Annotated in this window: 15 protein-coding genes; 4 read left to right on the top strand and 11 right to left on the bottom strand. The window is 65.8% G+C overall.

Translation table 11 applies throughout. The annotated features are described in order from the left end of the window. Positions 1-45 precede the first annotated feature (45 nt). A complete protein-coding gene (locus V8683_RS00705; RefSeq protein ID WP_411187678.1) occupies positions 46-1,482 on the top strand; it encodes an ATP-binding protein in 1,437 nt (478 codons plus the stop codon). Continuing rightward, a complete protein-coding gene (locus tag V8683_RS00700; RefSeq protein ID WP_027793238.1) occupies positions 1,479-2,021 on the top strand; it encodes a response regulator transcription factor in 543 nt (180 codons plus the stop codon). Before V8683_RS00705 ends, V8683_RS00700 begins: the two co-directional genes overlap by 4 nt. A gap of 117 nt (positions 2,022-2,138) precedes the next feature. Here V8683_RS00700 and hslU read toward each other — a convergent pair whose 3' ends face one another. From hslU to V8683_RS00655, 9 genes are all read right to left on the bottom strand, one after another. Further along, on the bottom strand, positions 2,139-3,488 hold the full coding sequence (gene hslU / locus V8683_RS00695; protein ID WP_411187676.1) for an ATP-dependent protease ATPase subunit HslU: 1,350 nt from the start codon (positions 3,486-3,488) through the stop codon (positions 2,139-2,141). A 26-nt stretch (positions 3,489-3,514) separates the two neighbouring features. Further along, positions 3,515-4,051 (bottom strand): ATP-dependent protease subunit HslV, encoded by a 537-nt coding sequence (hslV, locus tag V8683_RS00690; RefSeq protein ID WP_027793240.1) that lies wholly within the window; start codon positions 4,049-4,051, stop codon positions 3,515-3,517. A 288-nt stretch (positions 4,052-4,339) separates the two neighbouring features. Continuing rightward, positions 4,340-4,759 (bottom strand): RNA polymerase-binding protein DksA, encoded by a 420-nt coding sequence (gene dksA / locus V8683_RS00685; RefSeq protein WP_027793241.1) that lies wholly within the window; start codon positions 4,757-4,759, stop codon positions 4,340-4,342. Between the two features lie 686 nt (positions 4,760-5,445). Beyond that, positions 5,446-6,543, bottom strand: coding sequence for a CobW family GTP-binding protein (locus tag V8683_RS00680; protein WP_411190463.1), 1,098 nt, complete (start codon positions 6,541-6,543; stop codon positions 5,446-5,448). 237 nt (positions 6,544-6,780) lie between these two features. Continuing rightward, positions 6,781-8,001 carry a class I SAM-dependent rRNA methyltransferase gene (locus V8683_RS00675; protein ID WP_411187673.1) on the bottom strand — a complete coding sequence of 407 codons (1,221 nt, stop codon included), beginning with the start codon at positions 7,999-8,001 and terminating at the stop codon, positions 6,781-6,783. A gap of 72 nt (positions 8,002-8,073) precedes the next feature. Next, positions 8,074-9,021, bottom strand: coding sequence for a tyrosine recombinase XerC (gene xerC / locus V8683_RS00670; RefSeq protein WP_411187671.1), 948 nt, complete (start codon positions 9,019-9,021; stop codon positions 8,074-8,076). 46 nt (positions 9,022-9,067) lie between these two features. After that, positions 9,068-9,751: a DUF484 family protein gene (locus tag V8683_RS00665; protein ID WP_411187669.1), complete on the bottom strand. Its 684-nt coding sequence runs from the start codon at positions 9,749-9,751 to the stop codon at positions 9,068-9,070. Between the two features lie 90 nt (positions 9,752-9,841). Next, complete coding sequence (gene dapF, locus V8683_RS00660; protein ID WP_411187667.1) at positions 9,842-10,708, bottom strand: diaminopimelate epimerase; 867 nt, start codon at positions 10,706-10,708, stop codon at positions 9,842-9,844. Between the two features lie 71 nt (positions 10,709-10,779). Continuing rightward, a complete protein-coding gene (locus V8683_RS00655) occupies positions 10,780-11,667 on the bottom strand; it encodes a lipid A biosynthesis lauroyl acyltransferase (protein WP_411187665.1) in 888 nt (295 codons plus the stop codon). A gap of 319 nt (positions 11,668-11,986) precedes the next feature. On the opposite strand from V8683_RS00655, the gene metK reads away from it, so the two are divergent. Then, entirely contained in the window at positions 11,987-13,174 is a 1,188-nt protein-coding gene (metK, locus tag V8683_RS00650) for a methionine adenosyltransferase (protein WP_027793248.1), read from the top strand. Positions 13,175-13,272: 98 nt separating this feature from the next. Here the strand turns inward: metK and V8683_RS00645 are convergent, their stop codons facing one another. Continuing rightward, positions 13,273-13,644, bottom strand: a complete 372-nt coding sequence (locus V8683_RS00645) for a hypothetical protein (protein ID WP_411187663.1) — start codon at positions 13,642-13,644, stop codon at positions 13,273-13,275. 456 nt (positions 13,645-14,100) lie between these two features. Between V8683_RS00645 and V8683_RS00640 the strand changes: the two genes are divergently transcribed. Further along, a complete protein-coding gene (locus V8683_RS00640; protein ID WP_411187661.1) occupies positions 14,101-14,862 on the top strand; it encodes a phytanoyl-CoA dioxygenase family protein in 762 nt (253 codons plus the stop codon). Positions 14,863-14,918: 56 nt separating this feature from the next. Here V8683_RS00640 and V8683_RS00635 read toward each other — a convergent pair whose 3' ends face one another. After that, positions 14,919-15,125, bottom strand: a complete 207-nt coding sequence (locus tag V8683_RS00635; RefSeq protein ID WP_027793251.1) for a DUF3185 family protein — start codon at positions 15,123-15,125, stop codon at positions 14,919-14,921. Positions 15,126-15,170: the final 45 nt, after the last annotated feature.

The raw sequence follows: 15,170 nt of genomic DNA, 5'->3' as shown, positions 1-15,170 counted from the left end.
TTCGGGATAATGAATCGGATTCGTATGAACCGGTAAACTGACTCTATGCATCGCATCACCGTCAGCGCGCGCGTCAATCTTCGCCATCTGTTCTGGCTGCGCAGCCTCGCCATTTTCGGCCAGCTTTGCACGATTGCATTCGTGCAGTTCTTTCTGGGCGTGCATCTGCCGCTGCCGGCCATGCTGTTCGTGGTCGCCATGGAAGTGGCGTTCAACGGCGTCACCTGGATGCGCGTTGCGCAGGATCGTCCCGAGTCGAATCTCGAACTGTTCGGCCAGATCTGGGTGGATCTCGCCGCGCTCTCCGCGCTGCTGTTTCTCTCGGGCGGCACGACCAATCCGTTCGTCTCGCTCTATCTGCCCTCGCTCGCGATCGCCGCGGCCGTGTTGCCCTGGTATCTCACGGGCTGGCTCGCCACCTTCGCGGTGGCGTGCTACGTGCTGCTCGGCTTCGACAACGTGGCGCTCGACATGGACAACCCCGCCAACCTGTTCGTCTACTACCGTGCGGGCATGTGGGTGAACTTCATGGTGAGCGTCGGGTTGATCGTGTGGTTCGTGGCGCGCATGTCGCGCGCGCTGCGTCAGCGCGATGCCGCGCTCGGCGCCGCGCAGCAACGCCTGTTGCGCGACGAGCGCGCCGTTGCGCTGGGCGTGCAGGCGGCGACCGTGGCGCACGAGATCGGCACGCCGCTCTCGACCATCGCGATGCTCACCGAGGAGCTGCGCGACATGGCCCGCAGCGACAAGGCGCTCATCCCCTATACGAGCGACTTCGACCTGCTCGACAAGCAGATCTCGCTGTGCACGTCGGCGCTTGCGCGGCTGCGCAGCCGCGCGTCGTCGCAGGTCAGCCGCCAGGCGCTGGCCGAATGGATCGGTCCGTTCGTCGAGCAGTGGCGGCTGCGTCATCCCCACGTCACGTTCGAACAGATCGGCGAACCGCCCACCGATCTGAGCCTCGACGACAGCGTCGCGGTCGGCCAGATCCTGACTATTCTGCTCGACAATGCCGCGCGCGCCAGTCGAGATCATGTCACGCTGCGAGCTTGTCCGGCGCCGCGCGCGGGCTACGTCGATTTCGAGGTCTGCGACGCCGGGCCGGGCATTCCGGCTTCGCTGCGCAATGCGCTCGGCACGGTGCCCGTGGAGAGCACCCAGGGCGGCCACGGCGTCGGCCTTTATCTGGCGTTTTCGTCCGCCACGCGGCTCGGTGGCACGATCGAACTGACAGACGTCGCGGCGGGCGCGGGGCCGGCCGCATCCGACGGCGGGAGTGCCGGCACAGGAGCAGGCGGGGCAGTGGGCCGCCCAGACAAGCCGCGCGGTACGCGCGCGGTGCTGCGCGTGCCGGTGAAGGTTGGCAAGAGCGCCGCGGGGGATGCCGCGCGCAACGCCGACACGGCAGCCCCGGACATCGGTTCAGCAGGCGCCGGCCGGCCCGGCTCGGCGCCGCCTAACAACACGGAGAAGCAGGCATGAGCGACATGAATTTTCTGGTGATCGACGACGACGAGGTGTTCTCCGACATCCTCACGCGCGGCCTGACGCGACGCGGTTATCAGGTGCAGCAGGCGCACAACGCCGACGAGGCGATCCGCTTCGCGAACCAGCAGAAGTTCGCGCAGATCACGGTGGATCTGCATCTGGGTGGCGACTCGGGCCTTTCTCTCGTTGCGCCGCTGCGCCAGTTGCAACCCGACGCGCGCATGTTGATCCTGACCGGTTACGCGAGCATTGCGACGGCGGTTCAGGCCGTGAAGGACGGCGCCGACAACTACCTCGCGAAGCCCGCGAACGTCGAGATGATTCTCTCGGCACTGCAAAGCGATTCCAGTACGCTGCAGGCGGAGGAGGCTATCGAACACCCGGCGCCGCTCTCCGTCGCGCGGCTCGAATGGGAGCACATCCAGCGTGTGCTGGCCGAGCACAACGGCAATATCTCGGCTACGGCGCGCGCGCTCAACATGCACCGGCGCACGCTGCAGCGCAAGCTGGCGAAGCGTCCGGTGCGCCAGTAAGCGCCGACCGGCGCGAAGCGGCGCCCGCATGAAAGAAGGGCCCCGCGCGATGCGGGGCCTTTTGCATGCAGCGCAGCGGTGCTGCGCATGTCCGGAGCCGAAAAGTACCTAACGCACTTACAGCACGTAGCGCGACAGATCTTCGTCCTGTGCGACTTCGCCCAGAGCGCGGTCCACGTAAGCGGCATCCACCGTCACGCTCTCGCCCGCATGATTGCCGGCCGAGAACGACACGTCCTCCAGCAGCTTTTCAATCACCGTGTAGAGACGGCGCGCGCCGATGTTTTCGGTCTTCTCGTTCACGGCGAATGCGATTTCGGCCAGGCGCCGGATGCCGTCCTCAGCGAACTCAATCTGCACGTCTTCGGTGGCGAGCAACGCCTGGTACTGCTTGACGAGGCTCGCGTCAGTAGCGACGAGAATCGCTTCGAAGTCCTTCACAGAGAGCGAGTCCAGTTCCACGCGGATCGGGAAACGCCCCTGCAGTTCGGGGATCAGGTCGCTCGGCTTGGCCAGATGGAATGCACCGCTCGCGATGAAGAGGATGTGGTCGGTCTTGAGCATCCCATACTTCGTGTTGATGGTCGTGCCTTCCACGAGCGGCAGCAGGTCGCGCTGCACACCCTGGCGCGAGACTTCGCCGCCGCTGCCTTCGTTGTTGCGCGAGGCGATCTTGTCGATCTCGTCGAGGAACACGATGCCGTTCTGCTCGACGTTCTGCACGGCCTTCTGCTTGACCTCTTCGTCGTTGAGCATCTTGCCGGCTTCTTCGTCGGTGAGGAGCTTGAGCGCTTCCTTGACCTTCACCTTGCGGCGCGCCTTCTTGCCGCCGCCCAGGTTGGCGAACATCGAGCGGATCTGCTCGGTCATGTCCTCCATGCCCGGGGGCCCCATGATGTCCATGCCGACCTGCGGCAGCTCGACGTCGAGCTCGATCTCCTTGTCGTCGAGCTGGCCTTCGCGCAGGCGCTTGCGGAAGGTTTGGCGCGTGGCATTCTCGCTATCGCTGTGGCCGGATTCCGAAGACGACGAACCGAAGCCCACCGGGCGCGCGGTCGGCAGCAGGATGTCGAGAATGCGGTCTTCGGCCTGGTCGGTGGCCTTGCTGCGCACCTTGCGCATTTCCGACTCGCGCGTCTGCTTGACCGAAATCTCGATCAGGTCGCGCACGATGCTATCGACGTCGCGGCCCACGTAGCCCACTTCGGTGAACTTGGTCGCCTCGATCTTGATGAAGGGCGCGTCCGCGAGCTTCGCGAGGCGGCGCGCGATCTCGGTCTTGCCGACGCCCGTCGGCCCGATCATGAGGATGTTCTTCGGCGTGATTTCCTGGCGCAGCGGCTCGGCCACCTGCTGGCGGCGCCAGCGGTTGCGCAGCGCGACGGCCACGGCCTTTTTCGCTTTCGCCTGGCCAATGATGTGCTTGTCGAGTTCCGAGACGATCTCGGCGGGGGTCATGGTGCTCATCCTGATTCCTTGGCGTCTGTCCGGGGTTACTCGATGGTTTCGATCACGCGGTTGTGGTTCGTGTAGATGCACATGTCGCCCGCGATTTCGAGCGACTTCTCGACGATCTCGCGCGGCGAGAGCTCGGTATTGTCGACGAGCGCGCGTGCCGCGGCCTGTGCGTACGAACCGCCCGAGCCGATTGCGCAGATGCCGCCTTCGGGGTCGAGCACGTCGCCGTTGCCGGTAATGACGAGGGTGGTTTGCGCATCGGCGGCGATCAGCATCGCTTCGAGGCGGCGCAGCATGCGGTCGGTGCGCCAGTCCTTCGCGAGTTCGACGGCGGCGCGCGTGAGGTTGCCCTGGTGCTTTTCGAGCTTGGCTTCGAAGCGGTCGAGCAGCGAGAACGCGTCGGCCGTGCCGCCGGCGAAACCGACCATGACCTTGCCGCCGTAGATGCGCCGGACCTTCTTCGCGCCACCCTTCATGACGATGTTGCCGAGCGTGACCTGGCCGTCGCCGCCGAGCGCGACCTTGTCGCCGCGTCGCACGGAAACGATCGTCGTGCCGTGAAATTGCTCCATGTGGGTTCCTTTTTACCGTTGATGCCGGGTGTGGGCGGACGGGCGCAGCGGCGGTCGGGGCGCCGCGTCCGGAATACGGAGCGCGCGGCACACGCGGTACGGCGCGTGGCTCTGACGCATTATCGATTCAAGTTTAGGGCGGGTAGGGGCACTTCAAGGGCCGGCATCCCGGAAAAGCGGGCGCAAAAAAACGCTCCGGCCCGTGAAAACAAAAAAGCGCACGGGACTCCGTGCGCTTTCACGTGGAAGGCGGTAGTGCGCGGCGCGCTATCCGCGCCGGCGGGCCGATCAGTCGCCGAACAGCTTCTGGCGCAGTTCGCGGCGCTCCTGCGCCTCGAGCGACAGCGTGGCCGTGGGCCGCGCGAGCAGACGCGGAATGCCGATCGGCTCTCCGGTTTCCTCGCACCAGCCGTACTCGCCCGAGTCGATGCGCGCCAGCGACTGCTGCACCTTCTTCAGCAGCTTGCGCTCGCGGTCGCGCGTGCGCAGTTCGAGCGCATGCTCTTCCTCGATGGTCGCGCGGTCGGCCGGGTCCGGCACGATCACGGTTTCGCGCAGGTTCTCGGTGGTCTGGCCCGCATTGCGGAGGATTTCCGCCTGCAGTTGTTCGAGCCGGTTCTTGAAGAAGGCGAGCTGATCCTCATTCATGTAATCCTTGTCGCTCATCTTCAGGATTTCGGCTTCAGTCAAGAGTCGTTTCGTCGTCATCTGGCTTGCTTCTTCAATGAGTGAGGCAAAACTTGCACATATTGCCTGCACTTTTGTGTTACCCGCAATGGCCTTGTATTACGCGCCGTTCTTTTTATGCTCAAACGCTGGTGGGCACGGACGATGCGCTGTCGTGACGCCCAAAGCGCCGCTGCGGGGCCGAACTCCTCTGGAAACCGGTCTTCAGATGCTCCTGAGGCATGTTTCATACCGGCTGCCCGCTGCGCCGCGGCACGCTACCGCGTTCTGCCGGTGGGGCCAGACCATCCGGACCGGATTTTCCGGTGGGTTGCCCATTTGCTCGTACTCGTCGTACTTTCCGCACTGTCGGCACAGCCTGTACGCTCTTGCCTGCCCGCGCTTTTGTCCGTCCGCGTTTTCGCTTGTCCGGTTTTACGCCGGTTTGGCTTAACGGGCGGCCGCTGCCTGCATTCCAGTGGGGCCGTATTGTAACTGAATCGCAAACTCGCACCGCAAGCGGGAAATCCCTTCCTTTTCCCTACCGGCGCGCTTCAGTCGATATCCGGAAAATATAACGCGCCGTCAGTGAAAAAGCGATGGTCGGGTACGTTATTGCGTGGGGTAGCAGACGGCGGGGGCGGGCGGGGTAGGGCCGGCGGGGCGGGAAGCCGGGCATGGCCGGGCGCGCCTCGGCGCGCGGGCCAGCCGTAGGCCTGGGCGAAGGGTCAGACGAGGCAGGCGTCGAGGCCGTCGGTGATGAGATCCTGCGGCAGTTCGATGCCGATGAACACCATCTTGCTGTTCTTCTTCTCGACCGGCAGCCACTTGGCGGCAAGGTCGCTGCCCATCATCTGGTGGACGCCCTGGAACACCACCTTGCGATCCACGCCCTTCATGTACAGCACGCCCTTGTAGCGCAGCAGGCGCTCGCCATAGATCTGCAGGATGCCGCCGAGGAAGTCTTCGAGCCGGTTCGGATCGAACGGGCGGTCGCTGCGATACACGAACGACTTGATCTTGTCGTCGTGATGCGCGTGGTGATGATGGCCGTGGTCGTGGCCTTCGTGGTTGCATTGGCCGTGATCGTGGTCGCAGTCCGCGTGGTCGTGATCGTGCGTATGGCCGTGATCGTCGTGCGCGTGGGCGTGCGTGTGCGCATGATCGTGCTCGTCTTCCGCGAGGAAGTCCGGGTCGATCTCGAGCTTCGCGTTCAGGTTGAAGCCGCGCAGGTCGAACACTTCCTTGATGTCCGCTTCGCCGAAATTCACCTGACGAACCTGCGCCTTCGGATTCATATGCAGCACGCGATGGCGCAGATCCGCGAGTTCCTTTTCGTCCACGAGGTCGGCCTTCGTGATGAACAGGCGGTCGGCGAAACCGACCTGGCGCTGCACCACTTCGTGCTCGTCGAGCTGGTGGTTGCCGTGCTTCGCATCCACGAGCGTGATGATCGCGTCGAGCAGGAATTCGTCGGCGATCTCGTTATCCATGAAGAACGTCTGCGCGACCGGGCCCGGGTTCGCGAGGCCGGTGGTCTCGATCACGACGCGGTCGAAATCGAGCTTGCCGTCGCGCTTTTGCTGCGCAAGGTCGCCGAGCACGCGCGCGAGGTCGCCGCGGATCGTGCAGCAGATGCAGCCGTTGCTCATCTGGATGATCTGCTCGTTGCTGTCCTGCACGAGGATTTCGTTGTCGATGTTCTCTTCGCCGAACTCGTTTTCGATCACGGCGATCTTCATGCCGTGCTGTTCGTTCAGGATGCGCTTGAGCAGCGTGGTCTTGCCGCTGCCGAGGAAGCCGGTCAGGATGGTGACGGGGATCATGGTTGCCATGCTGGGTGCCTGTTCTGTGGTGCAGTGCGATCGGAAATCGGCGCCGGCCGCAAGGCGCGCCCGAAAGGCGGGCGCGGCGGCCGTCGTCCAGTGTTACAACATAACTAGCTATTGAAACATATCTGAGGGCAGGACGCTGGAAGCGCCCCGGCGGGGTCGTTTTTGCCCGATATGGGGCGGGATCGGCGAGCCCCGGCAGGGGCCATGCCCCTTCGCCCATCGGGCCGCTCAGACGATTTGCAGCAGCAGACCCTTCAGGTACTCGCCTTCCGGGAAGGCGGTCAGCAACGGGTGATCGACGCCGGCACCCAGGCGCTTCAGGATGCGCGCATCGACCTTCGCGTCGGCGGCCGCGCCTGCGACGATCTTCTGGAACAGCTCCGCGTCGATCGCGCCCGAGCACGAGTATGTGAAGAGCAGGCCGCCCGGGCGCAGCAGCTTCAGGCCCGTCAGGTTGATGTCCTTGTACGCGCGCGCGGCGCGGTCCACGTGCTCGCGCGAGGCGGCGAACTTGGGCGGATCGAGCACCACCAGATCGAAACGCTCGCCTTCTTCGTGCAACCGGCGCAGCGTCTTGAAGGCGTCGGCGTCGAGCCAGGCCGCGCGGGCCGCATCGAAACCGTTCTCCTCGACGTTCTTTTGCGCCGTCGCGAGCGCCTCGCCCGACGAGTCGATCGACACCACGCGCGTCGCGCCGCCCTTGAGCGCCGCGAGCGAGAAGCCGCCCGTGTAGCAGAAGCAGTTCAGCACCTCGCGTTCGTGCGCGAAGGTTTGCACGAGCGCGCGGTTATCGCGCTGATCGACGTAGAAGCCGGTCTTGTGACCGTTGCGCACGTCGACGTGATAGCGCACGCCGTTTTCGCTCGTGACGATGGTTTCGGGCGGCTCGTCGCCCGCGAGCCGGCCCGTGATCTGTTCGAGCCCTTCCTTCTCGCGGATCGACACGTCCGAGCGTTCGTAGACGTTCGGGCAGCCGGTGGCCGCCGCGAGCGCGCCGACGATCGCCTCCTTCCATGCCTCCACGCCTGCCGCCATGAACTGGCAGACGAGCTGGCCACGGCCCGGGGTGCCGTTCGCGCCATCCGCGCGATCCTCGACATAGTGATCGACGATCAGCCCCGGCAGGCCGTCGGCCTCGCCGAAGATCAGGCGCACGGCGCCGGTATTGCTCACCATGGCCTCGCGGTGCGCGACGGCGCGCTGCACGCGGCGCTTGAAGAACGCGTGGTCGATGGGTTCGTTTTCGTCGAAGCTCCAGACGCGCGCGCGGATCTGCGAGTGCGGGCTGTATGCGGCGCGCGCGAGGAAGCGGCCGTCGTGCGAGCGCACGATGACGGTCGCCCCGAGGGCGGGCTTGCCCTCCACGCGGTCGATCGCGTTCGCATAGACCCACGGATGGCGGCGCAGCAGGGATTTTTCTTTCGACGGTTTGAGCGTGACGATATTCATGGTGAGTTCGGTACGGAAAAGCGCGGCGCACGGCGACCGTTGAGGGCCGCCGTTCAAGCTCGCCAATTTGCGTCAGTCGCGTTTCTTCGCGCGGGGATGCGCGGTGTCGTAGACCTTCGCGAGATGCTGGAAATCGAGCGACGTATAGACCTGGGTGGCCGCGATGCTCGCATGGCCGAGCAGCTCCTGCACCGCGCGCAGGTCGCCGCTCGACTGCAGCAGGTGGGTGGCGAACGAGTGCCGCAGCACGTGCGGGTGGACGTTCGCCGGAATGCCCGCCGCGATTGCCGCGCGTTTCACGCGTTCGCGCACCACGCCGGGCGCCATGCGGTTGCCGCGCACGGAGAGAAAGAGCGGGGCGTCGTCGTGCTTCACGAGCGCGTCGCGTACGGCGAGCCATGCGTCGAGCGCGTCGAGCGCCTTGCGGCCGACCGGCACCATGCGGTGCCGGTTGCCCTTGCCATGGACTTCGACTTCGGCGGCGTCGCGCTTGAGCCAGCCCGCCGATTCGTAGTCGTCGCGCCGCACGTAGCGCACGTCGAGCCCCACGAGCTCGGCGAGCCGCAGCCCCGACGAGTAGAACAGTTCGAGCATCGCGCGGTCGCGCAGCGACTCGGCGCTGTCGCTGCCGGCATCGGTCTTGCCGGCGGGCGCGGGCGTCTCCATCAGGCGCTGCGCATCGTCCACCGAAAGCGCCTTCGGCAGCGTCTTCGCGCGTTTGGGCGCGCGCACGGCGGCCACCGGGTTCGCTTCGAGTTCGATGCGGCCCGCGAGCCAGCGGTAGAACGCGCGCCATGCCGAAAGCCGATGCGCGATCGAACGCGCCGAAAGCCCGCCGGCGTGCGCGCGCGCCGCGGCGCCGCGCACGTCGGCCGCGCTCACCTGTTCGAGCGGCCGGCCGTTCGCGACCTTCTTGAGCTCGTCGAGCTCGTGCGTATAGCCGCGCAGCGTGTGAGCCGACAGCCGCCGCTCGTGCTCGAGGCTCGCGAGGTAGTCGGCGATCGGATCGGTCGGGTTCACGGTGGCGGCGTCTTTCGCTTCGGTTGTGCTTCGGTTGCGTTCAGGCTCAGTGCGGCAGCAGGCGCGTGAGCGCCGCGCTCGCGAGACCGCCGATCTGCGTGAGAAAGTCCGTCGCCATGCCGTCGTGAAAGCGGCGCGCATCGGGCGAGCCCATCACCAGCAGGCCGAACGCGCTGCCTTCGGGCTCGCTGCCGCCGTCCGCCGCGGGTGCGCGCAGCGCGATCAGCGCGACCGATTCCGACGCGCCATCGGTCGCGTCGAGCCATTGCGCCGCTTCGAAACCCGAGTTCGCGCCGCAGTAGGGCACGGCAAGGCTGTTGGCGAAGAGCCGCACTTCCTCGCCGGTGTGGCGTGCGAAATCGGCTTGCGTATAGGCCTCGGCCACGTCCCAGAGACGCAGCGTCGCCTGCGGCACGTCGAACACGTCGAGCAGGTTCTGGGTGATCGTGCGCGGCAGCGCGTACGGATCGCGCTCGGCGATCACGCGCTGGGTCCAGCGGGCGAACTTCGTTGCAATGCTGTCGTTCTCGTGGCCGTAGCGCAGCAGCTCCGAAAGGCGGCGCTCCAGATGCTTGTTCTTCTCGCGCAGCATTTCCATCTGCCGCTCCTGCAGCGACACGGCGGCCTTGCCGTGCGGGTTGCCGAGCTTGATGGCGGCAAGCAGTTCGGCATGCTCAACGAAGAACTCGGGATTGGCAATCAGGTAGTCGGCGACTTCGCGATCGTTCATGTTGGTGGCGCGTTGTGGACGGACGGCGCGCAAGGCGCCGGCATGACAGCGGTAAAGCGGGTGAACCGGACGCCGGCCCCGGTCGGCAATTCAGTCGGCAAGCTCGATTTCACCTTCGAATACGGTTGCGGCCGGCCCGGCCATCGTGAGCGCGGCGGATTCGTCGCGTGCGCCGTCCCAGGCGATGGTCAGCGCGCCGCCGTGCGTATGCACGAGCACCGGCGAGTCGAGCAGTCCGCGGCGGATGCCGGCGGCCACGGCCGCGCAGGCGCCCGTGCCGCAGGCGAGCGTTTCGCCCGCGCCGCGCTCGTAGACGCGCAGCCGCACCTCATGGCGCGAGACGATCTGCATGAAGCCGGCATTGACCTTGTGGGGAAAGCGCGGGTGCGCCTCGACCACAGGGCCGTCGACGAGCACCGGGAAGGCTTCCACATCGTCCACCACCTGCACGGCATGCGGGTTGCCCATCGAGACGACCGAAATCCAGCGGGTTTGCCCGTTCACTTCGAGCGGCCAGAGCGTGTCGTTGCCCTCGCGGCGACCTTCCAGGCCGCTTGCGTCGAACGGCACGCGCGCCGGCTCGAACACCGGGCTGCCCATGTCCACGACGACCTCGCCGTTGTCCTGCATCGCGAGCGAGATCGTGCCGTTCTGGACCTGGACGCGCACGCGTTTCGCTTCGGTGAGCTTGCGATCGCGGACGAACTTCACGAAGCAGCGCGCGCCATTGCCGCAGTGCTCGACCTCGCCGCCGTCGCAATTGAAGATGCGATAGCGAAAATCGACGCCCTCGATGGTGGGCTTTTCGACAAGCAGCAACTGGTCGGCGCCGACGCCGAAATGGCGGTCGGCGAGCGCGCGCACCCGCTCGGGCGTGAGCGCGAGCGGCTGGCTGTAACCGTCGAGCACGACGAAGTCGTTGCCGGCGCCGTGCATTTTGGTGAACTTGAGCTTCATGCCGCTATTGTAAGTGAGGTACGCGCATACGCCACGCGTTGGCCGTGGCGAAGACTTCCCGGTGCGCAGCCTTAACCATACACGCTCGGCTCACCCGGCGGCCGCGTCTTGAATCGCTTGTGCACCCAGTAGTACTGCTCGGGAATGCGCGGAATCTGCTCTTCGAGGAACGCGTTCATCCGGCGCGCATCCTCCTCGTCGTTGCCGGTGGGATAGTTGTCCCACGGCTTGAACACCTTGAGCCGGTAGCCCTTGTAGTTCGGCAGCACCTCGCCGATGAACGGCACCACCTGCGCACGTCCCACCTTCGCGAGCCGCCCCACGGCGGTCAGCGTGCAGGTCGGCACGCCGAAGAACGGCACGAACGTCGAATTGCGCGCGCCGTAGTCCATGTCCGCGCCGAGCATCACGGGCTTGCGGTCGCGCAGCCAGCGCAGCACGACGCGCGCGCTGTCCGCGCGGCTCACCATCTCCGCACCGAAGCGGCTGCGCCCGGCCTTGGCGGCTGCCTCGAACTCGGAGTTGGAGAACGGCTGATAGAGCGAGCCGCAGGGCCGGTGCAGCGAGTAATTCAGGAACATCGAACCCGCCTCGATGCCGACGAAGTGCAGGCCGAGGAACAGCGTGGGCGGGAGGTCGGGATCGGTGAGGTCGATCTCGCTGTCGAGCTCGACGAGCTTTTCGAGCTTCTTCGCGGAGCCGAACCACTGCACGCTGCGCTCCATGTAGCTGCGGATCGCATGGCGAAAGTGCTGGCCTGCCACCTCTTCGCGCTTCTCGTCGCTCCACTCGGGAAAGCAGAGCTTGAGATTGGTGTGGACCACGCGCTTGCGGCGGCTGGGAATCTGGTAAAGCAGCCAGCCGAGCCCGTCGCCGAGACGCGCGACGAAACCATAGGGCAGGATCGCGAACAGCTTGAGCAGGCCGATGGCGAAATGGGAGCCGAGCTTGCCTATCATGCGGCAGCTCCCACGTCGGGCGCCGATGCGTGGACAGCGGCAGCGAGGCCAGCAGGAACGGAAACGGGGGCGAATGCGGTGGACTGCACGCGGCGGCACTCTGCGACAAATTAAGGAAGTCGCTATAATAAGGGCTTCGCCGAGTTAATAGACAACTTGCGGGGCGAAGCCGGCTGGCAGCAGATCGTGCCGATCCATTCAGGATAAACACACGATCAGGTGCAAGCCGGGCAGGAAATCCGCTAAAGCGTCGCCGCTTCAGACCTCCCGAAGTTGGCTACGTGAAACTCAACCGTCACCAGCTACAGGAGTCACAAGCGTGGCAAACGATTATTTCTTCACCTCCGAATCCGTCTCCGAGGGCCATCCGGACAAGGTCGCCGACCAGATCTCGGACGCGATCCTCGACGCCATCCTCACCCAGGACAAGTATTCGCGTGTTGCTGCCGAAACGCTGTGCAACACGGGTCTCGTCGTGCTCGCCGGTGAAATCACCACGACCGCGAACGTCGACTACATCCAGGTGGCGCGCGACACGATCAAGCGCATCGGCTACGACAACACCGACTACGGCATCGACTACCGCGGCTGCGCGGTGCTCGTCGCTTACGACAAGCAGTCGCCGGACATCGCCCAGGGCGTGGACCGCGCGCACGACAACAACCTCGACCAGGGCGCCGGCGACCAGGGTCTGATGTTCGGCTATGCGTGCGATGAAACGCCCGAACTGATGCCGCTGCCGATCCACCTGTCGCACCGCCTCGTCGAGCGCCAGTCGAACCTGCGCCGCGACGGCCGCCTGCCCTGGCTGCGCCCGGACGCGAAGTCGCAGGTCACGATCCGCTATGTCGACGGCAAGCCGTTCGCGATCGACACGGTCGTGCTCTCGACGCAGCATTCGCCGGACATCGACCTGCCCACGCTGCGCGAAGCCGTGATCGAAGAGGTCATCAAGCCCGTGCTGCCGGCCGACCTGATCAAGGGCGACATCAAGTTCCTCGTGAACCCGACCGGCCGTTTCGTGATCGGTGGCCCGCAAGGCGATTGCGGCCTCACGGGCCGCAAGATCATCGTCGACACGTACGGCGGCGCAGCCCCGCACGGCGGCGGCGCGTTCTCGGGCAAGGATCCGTCGAAGGTGGACCGTTCGGCCGCCTATGCGGGCCGTTACGTCGCGAAGAACATCGTGGCCGCGGGCCTCGCGTCGCGCTGCCTGATCCAGGTGTCGTACGCGATCGGCGTGGCGCAGCCGACCTCGGTGATGGTCAACACGTTCGGCACCGGCAAGGTTTCGGACGCCACCATCACGAAGCTCGTGCGCGAGCACTTCGACCTGCGTCCGAAGGGCATCATCCAGATGCTCGACCTGCTGCGCCCGGTCTACGAGAAGACCGCGGCTTACGGCCACTTCGGCCGCGAAGAGCCGGAATTCTCGTGGGAAGCGACCGACAAGGCGCTTGTGCTGGCCGAAGCGGCCGGCACCGAGCCGGTGGGCGCGCTGGCTTAAGACGCGTCGAGCGTTGTAAGGGGACGGTTTGCCGCCCCCGAAGAAAACCCCGCAGGGCGGCGAGCCCGTGCGGGGTTTTTTGTGGCCGGTTGCCGACGTTAGCGCATGGCGAACGCGAACCATCCCGTGCTGCTGGCCGACGTGCGGCGCGGCCGGCGCGCGCCGCTCGGAGCGCGGTTGGCGCTTGCCGAGGTGCCGACGGCGCTGAATGCCTGCAGCGGCGTATTCGGCCGATACAGCAGCGTGCGCAGCGAGAAATGCCGCTTGCCCGAACGCATGCGCAACACCGAAAAGAAAGAATGGAACCAGGTGCGCATGCCGTCGACGGGCTTCGCTTCGCGCACTTGCGAGGCGAGCGCGCGCGTGCGCGCGGCATGGTGCCGCAGCGCGCGCATCACATGGCGGCGCGTAGGACGTGCCGCCTTCAGTGCGGCATGGGTGAGACGACGGCTATCGAAAAGGGTATGCATGGTCTTAACGGAATCGGAGGCGCGTAGCGCCGTGCGTGGCGCTTTGTTTGCAGCAGCAAACGTGCCTGTCGCGACGGTATCGGGAAACGGCGCAGGAAACGGTGGACGCCCCGCGGCACGTGCACGGTAGGGCGAGGGAGGCAGCGGACAGGGCTTGCGTTCTCTGGCGGGCCTCGCAGCGGTTGCGGGCCGCCCGTCCTTGCGAATTCGGATCAACAAAATCAAACGACATCCGCGCAGGCTACACGCGTTTCGTGACCTGCTGAAGTCGGTGAAACCCCCGCCTTCGCGCGCGTTTGGCGCCTGCGATCCCGCCCTTTGACGTCATGACGGTGCGCGTGCCCCAACGCCGTGCGCTTTCCCGAACGCTCAGTCGCTTTACAATCGGATAATCGGCGCGCGTGGTTCGCGCGGCCCGACGCCAAAGACACAAAGACATCGAATAACGGAAGTCCCATGTCAGTCCAGTCAAAGAAGGAACAGGTACAGGCGCTGCGCGAGCACGGCTTCGTGGTGGTGCCGGGGCTCGTCTCGCCCGAGCGGTGCGAGGAACTGAAGCGCATCGGCGAGACGCAATTGCGGGAGGCTGCCGCCCCCCTCGAATTCGAAGCCGATCTGCGCTATCCCGGCGCACCCGCCTCGAAGGAAGCGCCGGGCGGCCATACGGTGCGGCGCCTGCTCGACGCGTACTCGCGCCACCCGCGTTTTCGCGAATGGGCGACGTCGCCCGAGATCGCCGGCTGGATGGAGGTCTATTTCGGGGAAACGCCGGTGCTGTCGCGCGCGCATCACAACTGCATGATGTCCAAGCATCCCGCCTACGGGAGCCTTACCGGCTGGCATCGTGACGTGCGCTACTGGTCGTTCGAGCGCGACGATCTCGTTTCCGTCTGGCTGGCACTAGGGCCGGAGACGGTGGAAAACGGCGGCCTCTGGTTCGTGCCCGGCTCGCACCAGGAGGCGTTTACCTCGGAGCGCTTCGACGCCTCCAAATTCTTCCGCGCGGACCTGCCCGAGAATCGGGCATGGATCGACCGCGCGGTGTCGCCGACGCTGCAGACCGGCGACGTGGTCTTCTTCCACTGCAATACGCTGCACTCGGCGGGGCAGAACCAGACCGATCAGGTGAAGTTCTCGCTCGTGTTCACCTACCACGGCGCGAGCAACGTGCCGCTGCCCGGCACGCGTTCGGCGTCGTTGCCCGAAGTCCCGTTCTGAGCGGAGCGCCGGCCGAAGGGGGGGCGCAAGCGGCCATAAGCGGGTATAAGCGGACGCTAGCGCCGCCGCCCCGAAGTCGCGAGTCCCGTGAGGCCGGCGATGGTCGCCACCACGCCGCCTGCGATCAGCCAGATCGTGCGGTCGGTGGGGGCGCCGGTGAAAAGCCGCGACATGTCGTTCGCGAACGAATGGAACGACTGGCCGCCGAAATACAGCAGCACGACGCCGCAGGCGATCAGCGCGAACGAAAGCGCCTTGACCATGGAAAACCTCTTCGGTGGGACGGACGCCGCAGTGTAGGCGAGCGG

The organism is Paraburkholderia sp. AV2 (genome assembly GCF_054968425.1).
The sequence above is the reverse complement of the archived record's forward strand: the minus strand, read 5'-3'. Positions and strand labels throughout refer to the sequence as shown.